Raw genomic sequence first — 15,987 nt, 5'->3', positions numbered from 1 at the left:
AATTAAACGAATTAAGATTTTTTTTAATAGTACCCCCAATAATTAATGTCTAAGCCATAAAATTAAAAAACTATGAAAAACAAAGCCCAATTATTATACGCACTTACCGTATTTATCGCTACTTCTTTTGGAATTTTAAATGCTCAAAGCACTCCCGTTGGACCTGAATTCGGGATTAAAGGTGGAGCAAATATGTCTAACCTATATTCTGGTGACGTCGATGACAAGAATGCTATATATGGTTTTAATGCCGGATTTTACGCAGCATTTCCGATCTCAGATAATATATTTATACAACCCGAAATACTATACACAACAAAGGGTGCAGAACTAGAATACAATAGTGACTTCGTAAGCGGAGTAGGTCGTTTTAGACTGAATTACATTGAAGTTCCTTTATTGGTAAAATTCAAGTTAACACAAAACTTCAATATTCATGTAGGTGGTTACGCCTCTTATTTAGTAGATGGCAAAGTTACCAACGAATCTAGTGCTGGTGGAGCATTTGATTTTGAAGAAAACATTAATGCTGATGATTTTAACCGATTCGACGCTGGATTATCTGCAGGTGTCGGAGTCGATTTTGATCCCCTGAGCATAGGATTACGTTACAATTACGGATTAACAACCGTAGGAAAAGAACGCAGTTTCTTAGGAACTAACTATACTTTTCCTGATGCAAAAAATAGTAATTTAAGCTTATACGTTTCCTATAAATTGAATTAACCTCAAAGGGGCAATTCGCATAAAACTTATTTAGCGTAAATTATAAATTAAGCATTCCCCATTATTAACCCTTAAATACAAATGTCATGTCAAATTTATTATACACCATTGCCATTATTTTAGTTATTCTGTGGGCCTTAGGTTTCTTTGTTTACAGCCTGGGAAGTATTATCCACATCTTATTGATTATTGCGGTTATCGCAGTGCTTTTAAGACTAATTAAAGGCAAAGAAGTTTAGAAACAAATTATATTATTAAACATTAAATACAAATATTATGAAAACGAGTAACACCATTTTAGGAATTATTGGAGCAGCAGCAGCTGGAGCATTATTAGGAGTATTGTTTGCACCAGATAAAGGATCAAAAACCAGACAAAAAATAGCTGACAAAAGCAAAGATTATAAAGACGAAATCAAAGGTAAATTAGAAAATATCGCAAGCACTATTTCTACAAATGGTAAAGATCTGATGAATCAGGGAAAAGCCAAATACAATAATGCCAAAGCCGAAGTAAGCGACGGAATTGAACACGTAACTAATTAAGAAGAAATGTGATTCTTTTTAACAATCAAATACCACCATATGGAAACTAAAGCAACAACAACCGATACTCTTTTTGATAAAGCCGAGAATTATACCAAAACAAGTTTTGAATTATTGAAACTTAAATCGGTATCAATATCCGCCGATGTGCTTTCGTCATTAACATCACAAATTATTGTAGCGATTGTTGTTGCTTTTTTTAGTTTGTTCTTCAACATTGGTCTTAGTTTATTGATAGGCAAACTCCTTGGCGAATATTATTATGGCTTTTTCATATTGGCATTAGCCTATTTAATTCTTGCTATTGTATTATTCAAAAAACAAGACAAATGGATTAAAGGTCCGATCGGAAACATCATAATTTCGCTTTTATTGAAAAAACGGAATTAAAATGTCTTGAAATTAATCTTAAAACCAATTTCTTATGAGAACCAATACCGCTACCGATGATTTAAATCAAATGATTTTGCAATTAAAAAATCAGCAAGAAGCCGAATGGATTGATTTAAAAGAAAAATTTCATGATTTTAAGGAAGATCTTAAACCTCTGAATATTATAAAAAATACACTGGATGAAATTAATGAGGGCATCGACATAAAAAGTAATTTGCTGAAATCTATCTTTAGTATTGGAGCTGGATATTTATCTAAAAAGATTGTAATTGGAAGCACACGGAACAAAATAACTAGCTTTTTTGGCTCGATGTTTCAACTGGCAGTTACTAATTTTATTTCGAGAAAAACGGCAAGTAGTAGTAAAGAGTAATGATAAAGGATTTAACCGCAAAGAGTGCAAAGCTATATCTGAAACTAACCGCAAAGGACGCTACCATTTTATATTCTAAATCTTTATAAACCAAAGAACGCAAAGCTTTGAACCTTTGTCCCTTTGCAACTCTGAACCTTTGCACCTCTAATAAAAACCTTAAAAAAAGTATTCTCATAGTATATTACTTCTTTATACGTTTTACTTTATAAACGGTTAATTGAGTAAATGCTCTCACTATATAGTAACACTGCAATTAGTAATGTTACCCTAAAAGCAAAGTATGCTCATACTTTGCTTTTTTTATTTTATATAAAGAATATTCTCAATACAGCTTGCCTCACTTATTAGCTCTTTTGTATGCTAATGCCAGCAAAATAGAGAATAAAGCTCCTATACACAATACTAACCCAAGATCTTGAAGCCATCCAGAAATGGCTAAACCAATTCCTATCAGAGTATAATACATTAATCCAAAAAATGATCCTGCTGTTCCTGCTACATTTTTATACTTTAGTAATGCCAGACTTAATATATTAGGTATAGCCATCCCAAAAGCTATAACAACAAACATCACTCCCACTAAGAACCACAAACTATCTTTAAACAACAATAAACTAACAGCACCTATTCCTGTAAGAAAAGTAGCGATCAAGATAATATCATACGATTGAACTTGTCGATAAATCATTTTTTTGTTAATCAAAGCACCGATTAGTGAACTAAATGCTAATACGATTCCGCTGTATCCAAATTGAATAGAACTCAGTCCTAATTGCTCAAAAATAAAGGGAGCTAACGAATAATAGCTAAAAAACATAATATTAAAAAAACCAACCAAGAACATTGATAACCAAATTGATTTATCACAAAGTAACTCCTTAAAAACACCTATAAAACTAGGCTTAATGTCTGTTTCTTTTTTTGTCTCTGGCAAAAATCTTAAAGCCAATAGGATTAACAGAAAAGCTAAAAACAACAGCGCCAAAAATACGCCGGCATATCCATAATTATCTACAAGAATTCCACCAGCTAAGAGCCCAATAACAGGACTTACTGAAAGTGCAATCCCCATAATAGAGAAAACTCTTGTTAGTTCTTTTTTATCATAAAGATCTCTTAGTATTGTTTGCGTTACCACAGATCCAACAGCCGCTCCAAATGCAGCAATTGATCTTGCAATCAATAAGATAGTAAAATCAGTACACAACAAAGCCAGAATAGTTCCTAATCCATAAATGACCAATCCATAAATCATCGCTTTACGCCTACCAATTACATCAGAGGCAATCCCCCAAAAGACAACACCAATAGCAAAAGCCATAAAATAGAGCGATATTGTACGAGAAGCTTCTTGATGATTAACCACAAACCCTAAAGCTATTTGAGGCAATGCAGGACTATATATTGTTTCTACAAACTGAGGAAACATTATTAATAATGTCAACAGTATTAAAGTTGTTTTTTTATTCATAATCTAGTTTATTATTATTTTTTGCAAAATTCAGTAAACTTTTACCTATCTTGTTAATGATATTTAGACTAAAAACATAAAAATAAGGACAGATGCCATTTATATCTAAAGAAAATTATTTTAATCCTGATGAAATACATGCTCCCGTGATTGGTATTGCATCCGATTTTACAACTCATGATTCTGGATTTCATGAGCACAATAAAGCACAGCTTCTCTACACTCCTAGCGGATGTATGACATTTAATACTATCGACAATCAATATATTCTCCCACCAACAATGGTTGCATGGATTCCTGCTAATTGCAGTCATAGAGTTATAGTTCGAAATGTAGCCATGTACCGTTCAATATATTTTGACATTAGTCATTTTCCAGAACTGCCAAATCAAGTAGCAATTATGAATATTAATGAACTATTTAAACAATTGATTGAGCGCATTTCGTTATGGGATTGGGATATTTCAATTGATTCACAAAAAAATACTTTAGCACTTTTCTTTGAGGAATTAAACGCGACTACAAAAGAAAATCTATCTTTAATACTACCCAAAACCTCAAAATTAAAACACCATATCGAAGATTGGAATTTAGGGAAGGCAATACCTCCTTTTCTTAAACAATTAGCCTCTGAAATTGGATTAAGCGAAAAAACGATTACCCGTATATTCACTAGAGAAACCGGAATGTCATATCAGGAATGGAGACAGCAATGGCGGCTTCATAAATCGATTGAACTACTTGCTGAAGGACGAAATGTTGGAGAAACAGCCTACGATTTAGAATTTTCCAGCGACAGTGCTTTTATAGAATTTTTTAAAAAATACATGAAGGAAACTCCCAACAAATATTTTAAATAATAGTTGTTTCACTAGACTCCCTGTAACGCCCTACAAATTATCAATTACAAAATTAAAGCCATAAAAAAATGCCTGACTAAATTTAGTCAGGCATTTTTATTATTTTAAAACATAGCGTTTCAGTTTCTTATATTAAAAAACTTCGCTAGCTTCTTTTAATTTCTCAGTATTGTTAACCAATTGCAACTCATCTACAATCTTCTGAATATCACCATTCATGATGTTACCCAAATCATATAACGTAAGCCCTACACGGTGATCTGTAACACGTCCTTGTGCATAGTTATACGTACGAATCTTAGCCGAACGGTCACCAGAACTTACCTGCGATGTACGCTTAGTAGCATCCTCAGCCTCTTTCTTAGCCAATTCTTGTTCGTATAAACGAGAACGTAAAACGTTTAACGCTTTGTCTTTATTTTTGTGTTGTGATTTTTGATCCTGACATTGAGCCACCAAACCTGTTGGAATATGCGTTAAACGCACTGCCGATTTAGTTGTATTTACCGATTGTCCTCCTGGTCCTGACGAACAGAAAAAGTCAACACGTACATCGTTCATATCGATTTGTACATCAAACTCTTCAGCTTCTGGAAGTACCATAACCGTAGCTGCTGATGTATGCACACGTCCTTGAGTTTCTGTTTGAGGAACACGTTGTACACGGTGTACTCCTGCTTCAAACTTCAATGTTCCGTAAACATCCTCACCAGTAACTTCAAAAATTACCTCTTTAAATCCTCCCGAAGTTCCCTCGTTCATATCTACAACCGAAGTTCTCCATCCACGATTCTCACAGTATTTTGTGTACATACGGAAAAGATCTCCTGCAAATATACTTGCCTCATCTCCACCCGTACCTGCACGAATCTCTACCATTACGTTTTTGGCATCTTCTGGATCTTTAGGAATCAACATAAACTTGATTTCCTCCTCTAGTTCTGGTAGTCTTTGCTTAGCTTCGTCTAATTGCATTTTGGCCATTTCAACCATATCGGCATCGCTACCATCTGCAATTATCTCATTAGCCTCGTCTATATTTGCCAACAAAAGCACGTACTCATCACGCTTTTCTGCCAATGCTTTTAAGTTCTTGTACTCTTGATTCAATTGCACATAACGTTTCTGATCCGCAATAACATCCGGTTGGATAATTAAATCCGAAATCTCGTCGAAACGTTGTTTTACTATTTGAAGTCTATCTAACATTTTATGTATCCTTTTATGGAGTGCAAAATTACAAAATTTTTGTTTAAAATTCTATCATTCAACTTTCAAGTTTTTCAAGAACACTCCCACCCTTAATTTTATTGGAATTATAGCCTTTTTGGGGAGCTGTTTCCTGCTATCCGTTACACACGAGCGATAGCGAACTGACGAAGTAATCTTTTGTTTCGCCAAAGCTTCACAAAAGGATTTTCACTTCTCCCGATAGCTATCGGGACAGGGCTAGGACATTTGTAATAAAAAGAGATTTTACGGTTTTCAGTAAAATTTTTGAATTAAAACTAGCTAGTTTTGGGAAATAATTCAAATTAAACTCTTTTTATTAGTATTATCGTTGTTAATTTATATATTTGATAAAATTAAGAATCGTAAAATTGCCTTAGTCTATAGGTTGATAAAATACAGTTTGCTACATAATCTGTAAATAATAAACCTAAAAATTATAAAACAAAAATTAAATTATGAACACAGCAGATAAAGATAATTTTTTTAATGCAGTTGAATCTCTAAAAAAATACAGAAGGGCTGACCTTGTTGACGAAAAAGGTAGTAATTTATTAGAAAAACTTTATACAGATTTACTTCCAAGCGAACATATTTTAAAAAAATGTTTAAAAGATAATACAACGTATTTAGTTGGAAGAAAAGGGACAGGAAAGTCTACTATATTTTTAAGGATTGAACAGGAATTAAGAAAAAAAGATTTTTACTTACCTTGTTATATTGATGTCAAAACTGTTTATGAGTCCGCACAAACAGAATATATTAATTTAGATTATTTAACAGAATATTTAGATCCAAAATCATTACAAAAATATTTAATTGAAAGAAGCTTTTTGCAAAGTGTACTTTCAAGATTATTAGTTGAAATTAATTTACGATACGATACTTTTTTTCATAATATTTTAGATGCTATTTCTACAACTAAATCAAAAAAAGTAAAGGAAAAGATTGAAGCAATTAAAAATAAAATTGAAGATAATGAAGCTTTAAAAGAAATAGAAATTCCTATTATTAAAAATATTGCTTTTAATAAAAAAAAATCAAATTCAACATCAAAAGAAAATCAATCCCAAACAGGCTCAGATTCAAAAGCTGGGATATCTGAAAAAGGAATAGATGGATCAATAACTCTTAATAATAGTTTTTCAAAAAAAGAAGAACTCAATAATACATCTGAGATTGAGACAAATTTTTCTTCAGTTTATATGCAAATTTTTCAAATTAAAACTTTTATAGAAGAAGTTAAAGATGTTTTAAAAGATCTAAATATTAAACATATCATAATTTTATTAGATGATTTCTCTGAAATTGATGATACAGCAATTGAGACTTTTGTTGATGTTTTATTGGCCCCATTAAATAATTGGTCTGAAGAATTTATAAAGTTTAAAATAGCCGCTTATCCAAATAGAATTCATTATGGAAAAATAGATCCTGGAAAAACAGATATTATAAATCTTGACTTTTATAATTTGTATTCTGAATTTGAAAGAAACAAAATGGAAGAAGGCGCTATTGATTTTACAAAAAGATTGATAGAAAAAAGAATAAGTTATTTTACTAGTAAAACTTCAAGTGATTATTTTGATACTAGTAGAAATACAATTGAAGAATACTATGAGTTAATTTTTCAAACTTCAATGAATGTCCCTAGAATAATAGGCTATATTCTATCATATTGTTACCAAAGTAAAATTATTTATGACAAAAAAATAAATAAAAGTGATATTGAATCTGCTGCACAAAAATATTACGAAGATAAAATCGAACCATTTTTTCATAAAACAACTTTTTCTTTAATGTCCATAAATGAAAAAATTGATATTCTGCAGTTAAAAGAATTACTTTTAAAGTGTACCGAAAAACTTACTGAAGTTAAACGAAAAATTACAAGCTCTGAGTATTCTGGAGAATCATACATTGCAAATTTACCGTTTTCAAGTCATTTTCATTTTGTCCCAGAATTAGAAAAATTCTTAAACACATTAGAACTTAATTATTTTATAAGTAAATATACTGAAATGAGTGATAAAGACGGGAAATTAGTTTCTATCTATTGTATAAATTATGGCCTGGGTGTCAAAAACAATTTGATGTGGGGGAAGCCAAAAGGTTCAAAGCATAGAAAATACTTTATAGAAAGACCTTTTAATTTTAACCCTTCAATAAAAGAATTTCTAGCTTCCTCTAAAAAAACTCATTGCGTTAACCCTGAATGTAATCAAACTTTTACTCAAGATCAAATCCCTTTTCTAGAATTTACAAATTACACATGCAATAAATGTCATGGTAAAGTAATTTCAGAAAGTATCGCAGATACTATTCAAAATGAACTTAAACAGATTGAAAATAAAGATCTACTCCCGCAAACAGATATAAATATAATTATGGAACTTGCTAGCCAAGACAAGCCATTAACAGCAAGGGAAATTGCAGAAGAATTAGATTTGTCTTCACAATCAATAGGTCAAAAAAATAAAATGTTAGATTTAAAAAAAGGTTTAATTAAAAGAAATAAAGATATAAATCCATTTTCTTATGAACTAACTCAACTAGCAAAAAACATGTATAAATAAAACAAATCGCAAGAAAAATAAAAAAAAATGGAATTAATAACCAAAATGACCGGTGCTGTATTTTTTGTAGACATATTAGGTTTTGGTGCTCTTACGCAAAATCAAATTGAATTGAATGATAAGGATTTTGCTCCTTGGTTGGACCAATACGGCCAACACTATGACAATCAAATTTTAGCAGCAGCCATTCTTGCCGAATTTCGCGAAATATTAATGGATTTAGACAAAATATTTTCTGTAACAATATCTCAACTTTCAGATTGCGCTTTCGTCTGGTCTGAAAATATTAAAGATGTCATTCTTGTTGCAAACAATATCATGTCGCGTTGTATCGATAGCGGAATATTATGCCGTGGTGGTTTATCTTATGGCGAAATTATAGAAACTAATCAAAATCATTCATTAGGAAGATTCATTCTAGGAAAAGCTGTTACTGAAGCTGTAAAATTAGAAGGAATTGCTAAAGGATGCAGAATAATGATTACCCAAGAATTTCCAAAACATTTATATCATAAAGACAAAAAGTTTAGCCAAAGAATTTACCCTCTTTTCCAACCCTTTATTAATCCACTAGATTATATAACTTACGACGAATTTAAGTGGTATTGCGTTCCAAATATGACTAAAGACGTTACAGAATTATCTATAATTTCAACAGAAGAAAAAAACAGATTAACTTACGAACGTCTAATGCTTGCGGTTAAAGTTCGAGTACATCCTAAATTTAGTTGGAATTCGAAAAACCAAGGTCTAATACAAATAAAAGCATCAATAAACTTTTTATCATCTTCTAATGATGCACCATTTAATATTGAACATAATTTTAATTGGGGAGACATTATTGAAGATCGAAATATAAAAAGTATTCATAGCTTTGAAAGCCATTTAATAAAAGAAATAATTAAAGGGGAAAGTAGTATGTAAAAATAGAATTATCAATAAATTATTATGAGCAATGTTAAATAATAACATTCTAAAAAACCAACTCTCTTATTTTTTTAAGAGAGTTAATGAAAATTTTATATCTTTGCCATAAGCGAGGAGGAACTATACAATTTCAGTATTTTTCTAGACGCTAAAAAAACAAACGTTAATATAATATTGCACAGTCTGTAATGGATTGATGTAGCATTATGTTAACGTTTTTTTTTGCAGTATATCGAAATAAAAACTTTTTTAATTTTTAAAAAAGTAATAAGATTAATGTACCAAAAGGGAGGTACAAAAAAAGTCAGAACTGCCATTCTGACTTTGGTCTTAATTTAATTTTCCCAGACTAAAAACCATGGAAAATACATTGGTGATTTTATTGCTATTAGTTATAGCAATAAAAAACAAATAGTATAACTATTTGAAAAACATCCAAAAGGAGGCGAAAGTCTCCTTTTATTTTGTCTGAAATAATTTCCAAATATATATAATATAAATTCTCAATTAATGAATGTTTTAAATTTTTATACAAACTTTATGTTTAATTATTCGTTCTGAGAAGTATTCCTTATTAAAAATCCATAAATTGCTGTGGCGAAGTTCCCGCTCTCCGAAGTGTTTCAACGGTCGCTATGCGAAGTCTCCCGACTTCGCACCCGCTCCAATAAAAAATCAAAAAATTTCGAACAGCATCTTATTCTTACTATTTATTTACTTAAAACGCAGTAAAACTTAGGTTTTACTGCGTTTTTTCATGGAACAAATCCTGCTACTCAGCAATTACGAAAACATTTAATTTAAGTTTTATCTTCCAAAAAACACAATTTAAATATAAATTACATAGCTTTTTACTTATATTTATAGCCATTGAAATAATACAAAGAAAAGATTTATGACCACAGCCAAATTATTTATTTTAGGAGAAGAACGAGAATTACTATGGATAAACACCAATTATCACAGATATACAGCACAAGATGGCTCGCCAACTAGTGATGCCGAAGGAGGTTTTCTTACCTTAAGTTTTGTAGCCCAAGAAAGCGACGATGTATTTTGGCATAATATGACAAAAGAATTAGAGAAAGAAACGGAGAGAATGGAAAAAGGAGAAGTACATTTTTATAAAAAAGGCGATGAAGATATTCCGATAAGAAAATATAAGTTTAGTGATGCGTATTTGATAGAATATTCAGAAGTATTTGATGCTTATGGAACAGAAAACATGCATATTGTTTTAACCATCTCTCCTGCAATTCAGAATTATGGGGCAGAACTGGTAAAATACTGGAATAAATCTTGGATTCCGCCAAGTGAACCTGTTTATTACATTCCAAAAAAGGAAGAAGAAGATCGTATTGTATATATAAATGGACATTTTTATAATAAAGATGGTACTTTTGAAGGTAAGATAGACGAACCTGATTTTGAAGGAAGTATAAACGATGTTTATGTTTGCGATGGAAAATCTACTCAAAAAGATAAAAACGGAAATGAAAGCTTAACTTATAATAATACAAAATTATTGAAAATAGAAAACATTGTGTTTTTGCGAATAGCTGGTTTAGCCTATTCAGAATCAGGATATTCAATAGATGTAATAAAGAGGATACCTTTTATTGTTATGAATCATCATAAACAATTGATTAGTTCTAAAATTAAAAAGTATCATTATAATTGGCCATTAAACAATACTTTAATAAAAATGAGAAATAAATGGAATGATCAAACATATGCTCATACATTTCATTATGGTGCTCAAGGAAATCCTGCATTTAGAGATTTTTTAAATATTGAGCTGAATGAAAATATAGATTATGATAAAAATGCAGAAGGGAGGAATGATAACATTAAAATGAAAACCGCAATAGAATATACTATTAAGGCAGTTCAATATCTAAATAATGGTTATATTGATGTAGACCACTCTGAGGGAGGAATAGGCTGGCAAGGGGCCGATATTTGTACAAATGAAAATTGGAAAAAATGGTTGTTCATACATTCTGAACATAAAAAAAATGCATTTAAAAATTGGTCGAACTTTTATACATTAGAAGAGTCATTTTTTGAATCCGTTTCAGTATTTAAAGGGGATTTCGGTACAACTATAATTTATAAGTCAACTTCATTTAGTTATGAAAATAATTCAACTGGTAATTTATGAAAATAGCAACATTTTTTTTCTGTTTTTTATTTGGTATAGCATATTCACATTCTCAGAATAAAACTCAAAATTTTATTCAGAAAAACATCGAATCATGTAGAATACTTATCAATGATTCTTTAAGCGTATATCACATTCATGAAAATCTATATAATAACGATATCAAATTAGTTCTAAAAACTGAGAACGTACTTACAAAAGAATGTCTTAACTATGATATTGCAGACGAACATATCAAAAAGGCTGACATTTTTATAAATCCGATAATTAAAATAAACAATAATGCTGTTAGAGATATTAATTTAACTGATTTTACAAATCTAATTCCTAAAAAAATAAGCGCTTTAAAAAAATTAAATTATACAGTTATATTAATTGAATTATATAGTTTTTCATATTCAACTATTGGGAGTGGATATATCTACCTGTGCTTTAAAGTAGGCACAAAAGGAAATGTAATTGAGACTAAAATATTAGAATTAAAAGAGGAAATGAAAACAAATCGGTATAATAAAATTTTCTAAAGGCAATTTAACCAAATGAAGAAGAGTAAATTAATTATTGGTGTTTTATTTATTATTGTCTCTTCTTGCAAAGTTGTCAATAATGATTATTTGATTATTCATTCTAATGATAAAGATGTATATATCCGTCATTATTTTCATAAAAACAATAATGAGTATGCCAGAGTTTATGGTAATAACAAAGAAAATGATTCAATTACATTTTTAAAAGATAATAATGATTTGTTAGTCAATGAATTTATATACAGTCCAGAACAAAAAAAACATATTGCTGGAGGAAATATAAGATACGTAAATTATTACACTTCAGTTACAGATATTAAATATTCTGAAAAAGCTACATTTTCTATAAATATAATTCCTATAAAGAATTTAGATTTCTTGAAAAATGATACAGAAATAGAAAATATTACAAAAGAAAGCTGTAAAACGAGTAAAAATAATGATAATAAATATTCTTATAGTAATTGTAATTTTATTTTACCTCAATCTAACAATCTAGATTATTTGCCTAATAACTCTAAAATTATTTCAATTGAAATTATAAAAAATAAAGAAAAACAGCTTCAAGAGATTAATGCAAACGCCGAATATTTTGACAAAAAAATCTATTATAAAAGGATTTATTATTATCAAGATAAAAGGATTCTTAGAATAAAAACCTTAGTTAGAGATAGTATTTCAACCGACACTTCCTTGGATTCTTATTCTAAAATTAGTTTAAAATAGAAACTATGAAATTCATCTTTTACATATTTATAACAATTTTATTCTTTATTTCTTGTTCTAAAATTACAAATAAGAATATAAGTGATAATCCTAAAGATACTATTAAGGCTCCAAAAAGTATTTTTATAGAGAAGAAAAATTGTTTAGAACAAATTCAAGGATATAAAGATAGATATGGAATTATATTCTCTAACTATTACCAAGACGAACCTTTAAGTTTTGATTTTGATAATAATAAAACGATAGATACGATTGCTGTTTTAAAACCATCTTACGAAAATGGAATCGGTGATTGTTATTCTGAAAATTCTGATTCTGATTTTCCTGTGCTTTTGATAAGCAAAACCATAAATAAAAAGAGTAAAATTTTTAAAATTTACAAAAACGCTTTAAAATGTAATACTCCTGTTTATTATGAAGAAATAAAAATTAATAAAAGTGGCTTTATTATATCTAAAGATTTTACAGGAAATAACGGTTTTTATACAAAAACATATGTTTCATTTAGCAATAATGATTTTTATGTAGACAGCATAAGTATTGAATCCTGGGGCTGGAAACAATATAGAAAAACAATAAAATTTAAAAATAAAGCTTTTGAGTTATCAAAATATAAACGAACCGATATAGATTCTATTAGGAATGTTTTGGATAAAGATTAATTATTGACAAGCATTTTTATTATCAAAACCAAGAAAACAATAAGGGGTATGCATGGAAATATTTTATGAATCATAATTTATGAAAAAACTAATTCAAATATTAATAATTTTATTTTTAATAAGTAGCTGTGGTAGATCATTAACAAAAGATAAAACTACTGAAACAGCAATTATTAATGATAATCACAAATCAAAAGAACAACTTAATAATGAAGTTTTTCTTTATGATGAAAGTAACGACACAGTAAAAAAGAATACTTTTTTTCTAAAGAGTAATTTTAAGCTTATTGTATTTCCAACTAGAAATGAAGAAAATGACAATCAAATTAATTTTGCTCTTTTAGGTAAGAACATCGATACTATAATTAAGTATGATGTCATTTCAACTAAAAAAAACACAGCTTATTTTGACGGTAGTGATTTTAGTAATTTTTTCGCAATCAAACAAAGTGGAGGAGCAAATACTAAATTTTGGTTATTTGATAAAACAAACCGCATCCAATCGATAAATGGGTTACAAGTGAAATTTGATTTAAAAAATGAATTAATAATTTATAAAGATGATAATTATAACTTATTCCTATTCGATTGTAATTCAAGAAAAAATATTCCAATAAACATCCCTTTTAATGAATTAAAAAAATATGATTGTATGAAATATGGAAACATCGAAAATGAAATAGATATAAAAAAAGTTTCTGATCATTTTTATTATTTCAGATTTAATATTTGTGATTCAGTAGTATCATTTAGGATAAGGAAATAATCGTATCATCAAAATTCAGCTCTACCTATTTTAATGTATCTCAAAAAAGTATGCTGTTAACAATTACGGAGAAATGAAAAATAAGATAATTATATTATTGATATCCATACTAATTCAAACTAGTTTTTGTTATGGTCAAAGCAGTAAATCCGATACAATTTCATTTTATGATTTAAAATTTAATGGAAATAATTTCTATACCGATTTTAAAAAAATAAAAAAACATATTGATGATACGAAAACGAATGCTACCGTATCGCCAGGTAAATATGCTGATGTTCCATTTGAAAATTTTAAAAATACAGATAACGTATATACAATCTATTCAGATTTTTTTGATTTTAGTTACACTAATATTGAAAAAACAGTCTTTATACGGCGTATCAAAATAACGGATAAAATAGAGATTCGTATCAACAAAAATAAATTAACTAAAAATCTAAATATCAAAGATTTAAAAAATATTTTTCCAAATATCTATGAAAATAATGACAAAGAGTATCAATTAAAATTATTAATTATTAAGGATAGCAAAAAGGGTTATTTACTTTTTAATTTTAAAAATAACAAGCTAAGTGATATTATGTTAGACAATTATCAGGAGGATTAAAATAGAAAGCATCAGACAAATTAGGGGTTATTGCTATACTTATTACCTCTTCTTGCAAAGTTGTCAATAAAGATTATTTAATTATTCTGGATTATAAAGACCCTCGCTCTACGAAGAGTCTGCTCTACGAAGTATTTCTTTTTAAATATCGGAATCGCTGTAGCGAAGTCTCCCGACTTCTTACCCACTCCAATAAACAACAAACATAAAAGACAGGATCAAAGTACTGGTTATAGTATGATTAGCTTTTTTTTTATATTTTCGTTTAACAGAGTATCAGCCAGTATTTTAGAACCAAACAAGACTAAAACCAACCATTTGTAACCATAATTTAGATCTATGAAACCAGAAAACCTAACCGAATTAAACGACCAAGAACTTTTACAGAAAATAAAGGGAATGAAAAACAATAAAATAATTGATGCTGCAGCTGTTGGCTTTACTATTGGAATTGTAGTTTTCAGTGCAGTAAAAAATGGTTTTACTTTTTTTACTTTCTTCCCTTTGATACTGACCTATCTAATAGTTAGAAATTCAAAAAACAATAAAATCTTAGAACAAGAACTACAAAAAGAATTAGATTCTCGAAACTTAAAATAAAAAACAAAAAAGGTACGGCTCATAGTGAACAGTGCCTTTTTTTATTTCAGTACTACTCAAAACTATTCAGGTTTATAAAATCATTTACATAAAATTCTACCAGACAGCAGATGAAGTCTCTCCAAATCATCAAATAACGCCATTTCTTTCTCAGGCAAAAGTTGTAAAGCAATTTCAAGTAAAGTTATTACATTATTCCCTCGCTCTGCGAAGAGCCTGCTGCCTATAGTCTTCCTCATTAATATTAACAATTGATTTGCAAATCATTCACAACAAGCAGATTAAAACTTCAATACATTTACACATAACCAATAAAACATTTAACAATCAATTAAAAACCAAACAATTATGAAGTACTTTCTTTTACTTTCTTTTTTATTTATTTTCAACAAAAGTTTCGCACAAGAAGCCAAAATAAAAAAGGAAAAATGGCATTGGAACAATGAGACAAAACAAGACACCGCTATTGGTTATGCTCAAGTTTTAAAAATTGGCAATGTGCTTTACATTTCGGGTGCTGTAACAACCGAAATAACTCCACAAGGAATCACAACTGTTTATAACGATTTAAAGGCTTCACTAGCAAGTTATGGTGCCACATTTGAAAATGTTGTAAAAGAAAATTTATATACAACAGATATTGAGGCAGTGAAAAAATATAATTCTGCTAGAAAAAAATTCTACAATGGTGACTTTCCTGCCGCTACATGGGTACAAGTACAACGATTATACATGCAAAGCGCAAAATTAGAGGTTGAATTGATTGCACATCTACCGAAATAATTTCATTAAATTGAGGTTTGCAGTACGAAGTCACCTGACTTCGC

The 15,987-nt window shown here is 29.3% G+C and carries 18 protein-coding genes; 16 read left to right on the top strand and 2 right to left on the bottom strand.

Annotated features, from left to right (window positions below; all coding sequences use genetic code 11):
• The first annotated feature begins 72 nt into the window (after positions 1-72).
• The 5 genes from LPB87_RS02945 (at position 73) to LPB87_RS02925 (ending at position 2,038) form a co-directional block, all read left to right on the top strand.
• Positions 73-726, top strand: a complete 654-nt coding sequence (locus tag LPB87_RS02945; RefSeq protein ID WP_129537664.1) for a porin family protein — start codon at positions 73-75, stop codon at positions 724-726.
• Positions 727-812: 86 nt separating this feature from the next.
• Positions 813-965 (top strand): lmo0937 family membrane protein, encoded by a 153-nt coding sequence (locus LPB87_RS02940; protein ID WP_129537663.1) that lies wholly within the window; start codon positions 813-815, stop codon positions 963-965.
• 37 nt (positions 966-1,002) lie between these two features.
• On the top strand, positions 1,003-1,272 hold the full coding sequence (locus LPB87_RS02935) for a YtxH domain-containing protein (RefSeq protein ID WP_129537662.1): 270 nt from the start codon (positions 1,003-1,005) through the stop codon (positions 1,270-1,272).
• Between the two features lie 39 nt (positions 1,273-1,311).
• The gene (locus tag LPB87_RS02930; protein WP_230604897.1) at positions 1,312-1,662 is read left to right on the top strand and encodes a hypothetical protein; all 351 of its coding nucleotides are present in this window, start codon (positions 1,312-1,314) and stop codon (positions 1,660-1,662) included.
• Between the two features lie 34 nt (positions 1,663-1,696).
• Positions 1,697-2,038: a hypothetical protein gene (locus tag LPB87_RS02925; RefSeq protein ID WP_230604896.1), complete on the top strand. Its 342-nt coding sequence runs from the start codon at positions 1,697-1,699 to the stop codon at positions 2,036-2,038.
• Positions 2,039-2,378: 340 nt separating this feature from the next.
• On the opposite strand, the gene LPB87_RS02920 is transcribed toward LPB87_RS02925, so the two are convergent.
• On the bottom strand, positions 2,379-3,512 hold the full coding sequence (locus LPB87_RS02920; protein WP_230604895.1) for a multidrug effflux MFS transporter: 1,134 nt from the start codon (positions 3,510-3,512) through the stop codon (positions 2,379-2,381).
• Positions 3,513-3,604: 92 nt separating this feature from the next.
• On the opposite strand from LPB87_RS02920, the gene LPB87_RS02915 reads away from it, so the two are divergent.
• The gene (locus LPB87_RS02915; RefSeq protein ID WP_230604894.1) at positions 3,605-4,372 is read left to right on the top strand and encodes a helix-turn-helix transcriptional regulator; all 768 of its coding nucleotides are present in this window, start codon (positions 3,605-3,607) and stop codon (positions 4,370-4,372) included.
• Positions 4,373-4,504: 132 nt separating this feature from the next.
• Here the strand turns inward: LPB87_RS02915 and prfA are convergent, their stop codons facing one another.
• Positions 4,505-5,581 (bottom strand): peptide chain release factor 1, encoded by a 1,077-nt coding sequence (gene prfA, locus LPB87_RS02910; protein ID WP_129537657.1) that lies wholly within the window; start codon positions 5,579-5,581, stop codon positions 4,505-4,507.
• A gap of 479 nt (positions 5,582-6,060) precedes the next feature.
• On the opposite strand from prfA, the gene LPB87_RS02905 reads away from it, so the two are divergent.
• The 10 genes from LPB87_RS02905 (at position 6,061) to LPB87_RS02860 (ending at position 15,943) form a co-directional block, all read left to right on the top strand.
• Complete coding sequence (locus LPB87_RS02905; RefSeq protein WP_230604893.1) at positions 6,061-8,178, top strand: winged helix-turn-helix domain-containing protein; 2,118 nt, start codon at positions 6,061-6,063, stop codon at positions 8,176-8,178.
• A gap of 27 nt (positions 8,179-8,205) precedes the next feature.
• Positions 8,206-9,102 (top strand): hypothetical protein, encoded by an 897-nt coding sequence (locus tag LPB87_RS02900; RefSeq protein ID WP_230604892.1) that lies wholly within the window; start codon positions 8,206-8,208, stop codon positions 9,100-9,102.
• 898 nt (positions 9,103-10,000) lie between these two features.
• The gene (tssD, locus tag LPB87_RS02895; protein WP_230604891.1) at positions 10,001-11,269 is read left to right on the top strand and encodes a type VI secretion system tube protein TssD; all 1,269 of its coding nucleotides are present in this window, start codon (positions 10,001-10,003) and stop codon (positions 11,267-11,269) included.
• Entirely contained in the window at positions 11,266-11,793 is a 528-nt protein-coding gene (locus LPB87_RS02890; RefSeq protein WP_230604890.1) for a hypothetical protein, read from the top strand. The genes tssD and LPB87_RS02890 overlap by 4 nt, the downstream gene beginning before the upstream one ends.
• 15 nt (positions 11,794-11,808) lie before the next feature.
• On the top strand, positions 11,809-12,522 hold the full coding sequence (locus tag LPB87_RS02885; protein WP_230604889.1) for a hypothetical protein: 714 nt from the start codon (positions 11,809-11,811) through the stop codon (positions 12,520-12,522).
• A 5-nt stretch (positions 12,523-12,527) separates the two neighbouring features.
• Positions 12,528-13,184, top strand: coding sequence for a hypothetical protein (locus tag LPB87_RS02880; RefSeq protein WP_230604888.1), 657 nt, complete (start codon positions 12,528-12,530; stop codon positions 13,182-13,184).
• Positions 13,185-13,263: 79 nt separating this feature from the next.
• Complete coding sequence (locus tag LPB87_RS02875; RefSeq protein ID WP_230604887.1) at positions 13,264-13,950, top strand: hypothetical protein; 687 nt, start codon at positions 13,264-13,266, stop codon at positions 13,948-13,950.
• 73 nt (positions 13,951-14,023) lie between these two features.
• Positions 14,024-14,560 carry a hypothetical protein gene (locus LPB87_RS02870; RefSeq protein ID WP_230604886.1) on the top strand — a complete coding sequence of 179 codons (537 nt, stop codon included), beginning with the start codon at positions 14,024-14,026 and terminating at the stop codon, positions 14,558-14,560.
• A gap of 339 nt (positions 14,561-14,899) precedes the next feature.
• Positions 14,900-15,160, top strand: a complete 261-nt coding sequence (locus tag LPB87_RS02865; protein WP_230604885.1) for a hypothetical protein — start codon at positions 14,900-14,902, stop codon at positions 15,158-15,160.
• A 348-nt stretch (positions 15,161-15,508) separates the two neighbouring features.
• Positions 15,509-15,943 carry a RidA family protein gene (locus tag LPB87_RS02860; protein ID WP_129537648.1) on the top strand — a complete coding sequence of 145 codons (435 nt, stop codon included), beginning with the start codon at positions 15,509-15,511 and terminating at the stop codon, positions 15,941-15,943.
• Positions 15,944-15,987 lie beyond the last annotated feature (44 nt).

The sequence above is a fragment of the Flavobacterium sp. EDS genome (assembly GCF_020991525.1).
In the GTDB taxonomy this organism is placed as follows: Bacteria; Bacteroidota; Bacteroidia; order Flavobacteriales; family Flavobacteriaceae; genus Flavobacterium.
This window is presented reverse-complemented; position numbering and strand designations above follow the sequence as displayed.

What these genes read in the sequence shown, in the direction of transcription:
- LPB87_RS02925 (WP_230604896.1), top strand. Translation starts at nt 1,697, where the DNA reads ATGAGAACCAATACCGCTACCGATGATTTAAATCAAATGATTTTGCAA.
- LPB87_RS02875 (WP_230604887.1), top strand. Translation starts at nt 13,264, where the DNA reads ATGAAAAAACTAATTCAAATATTAATAATTTTATTTTTAATAAGTAGC.
- LPB87_RS02890 (WP_230604890.1), top strand. Translation starts at nt 11,266, where the DNA reads ATGAAAATAGCAACATTTTTTTTCTGTTTTTTATTTGGTATAGCATAT.
- LPB87_RS02900 (WP_230604892.1), top strand. Translation starts at nt 8,206, where the DNA reads ATGGAATTAATAACCAAAATGACCGGTGCTGTATTTTTTGTAGACATA.
- LPB87_RS02865 (WP_230604885.1), top strand. Translation starts at nt 14,900, where the DNA reads ATGAAACCAGAAAACCTAACCGAATTAAACGACCAAGAACTTTTACAG.
- LPB87_RS02915 (WP_230604894.1), top strand. Translation starts at nt 3,605, where the DNA reads ATGCCATTTATATCTAAAGAAAATTATTTTAATCCTGATGAAATACAT.
- LPB87_RS02945 (WP_129537664.1), top strand. Translation starts at nt 73, where the DNA reads ATGAAAAACAAAGCCCAATTATTATACGCACTTACCGTATTTATCGCT.
- LPB87_RS02935 (WP_129537662.1), top strand. Translation starts at nt 1,003, where the DNA reads ATGAAAACGAGTAACACCATTTTAGGAATTATTGGAGCAGCAGCAGCT.
- LPB87_RS02860 (WP_129537648.1), top strand. Translation starts at nt 15,509, where the DNA reads ATGAAGTACTTTCTTTTACTTTCTTTTTTATTTATTTTCAACAAAAGT.
- LPB87_RS02880 (WP_230604888.1), top strand. Translation starts at nt 12,528, where the DNA reads ATGAAATTCATCTTTTACATATTTATAACAATTTTATTCTTTATTTCT.
- LPB87_RS02885 (WP_230604889.1), top strand. Translation starts at nt 11,809, where the DNA reads ATGAAGAAGAGTAAATTAATTATTGGTGTTTTATTTATTATTGTCTCT.
- LPB87_RS02870 (WP_230604886.1), top strand. Translation starts at nt 14,024, where the DNA reads ATGAAAAATAAGATAATTATATTATTGATATCCATACTAATTCAAACT.
- prfA (WP_129537657.1), bottom strand. Translation starts at nt 5,581, where the DNA reads ATGTTAGATAGACTTCAAATAGTAAAACAACGTTTCGACGAGATTTCG.
- LPB87_RS02905 (WP_230604893.1), top strand. Translation starts at nt 6,061, where the DNA reads ATGAACACAGCAGATAAAGATAATTTTTTTAATGCAGTTGAATCTCTA.
- LPB87_RS02920 (WP_230604895.1), bottom strand. Translation starts at nt 3,512, where the DNA reads ATGAATAAAAAAACAACTTTAATACTGTTGACATTATTAATAATGTTT.
- LPB87_RS02930 (WP_230604897.1), top strand. Translation starts at nt 1,312, where the DNA reads ATGGAAACTAAAGCAACAACAACCGATACTCTTTTTGATAAAGCCGAG.
- LPB87_RS02940 (WP_129537663.1), top strand. Translation starts at nt 813, where the DNA reads ATGTCAAATTTATTATACACCATTGCCATTATTTTAGTTATTCTGTGG.
- tssD (WP_230604891.1), top strand. Translation starts at nt 10,001, where the DNA reads ATGACCACAGCCAAATTATTTATTTTAGGAGAAGAACGAGAATTACTA.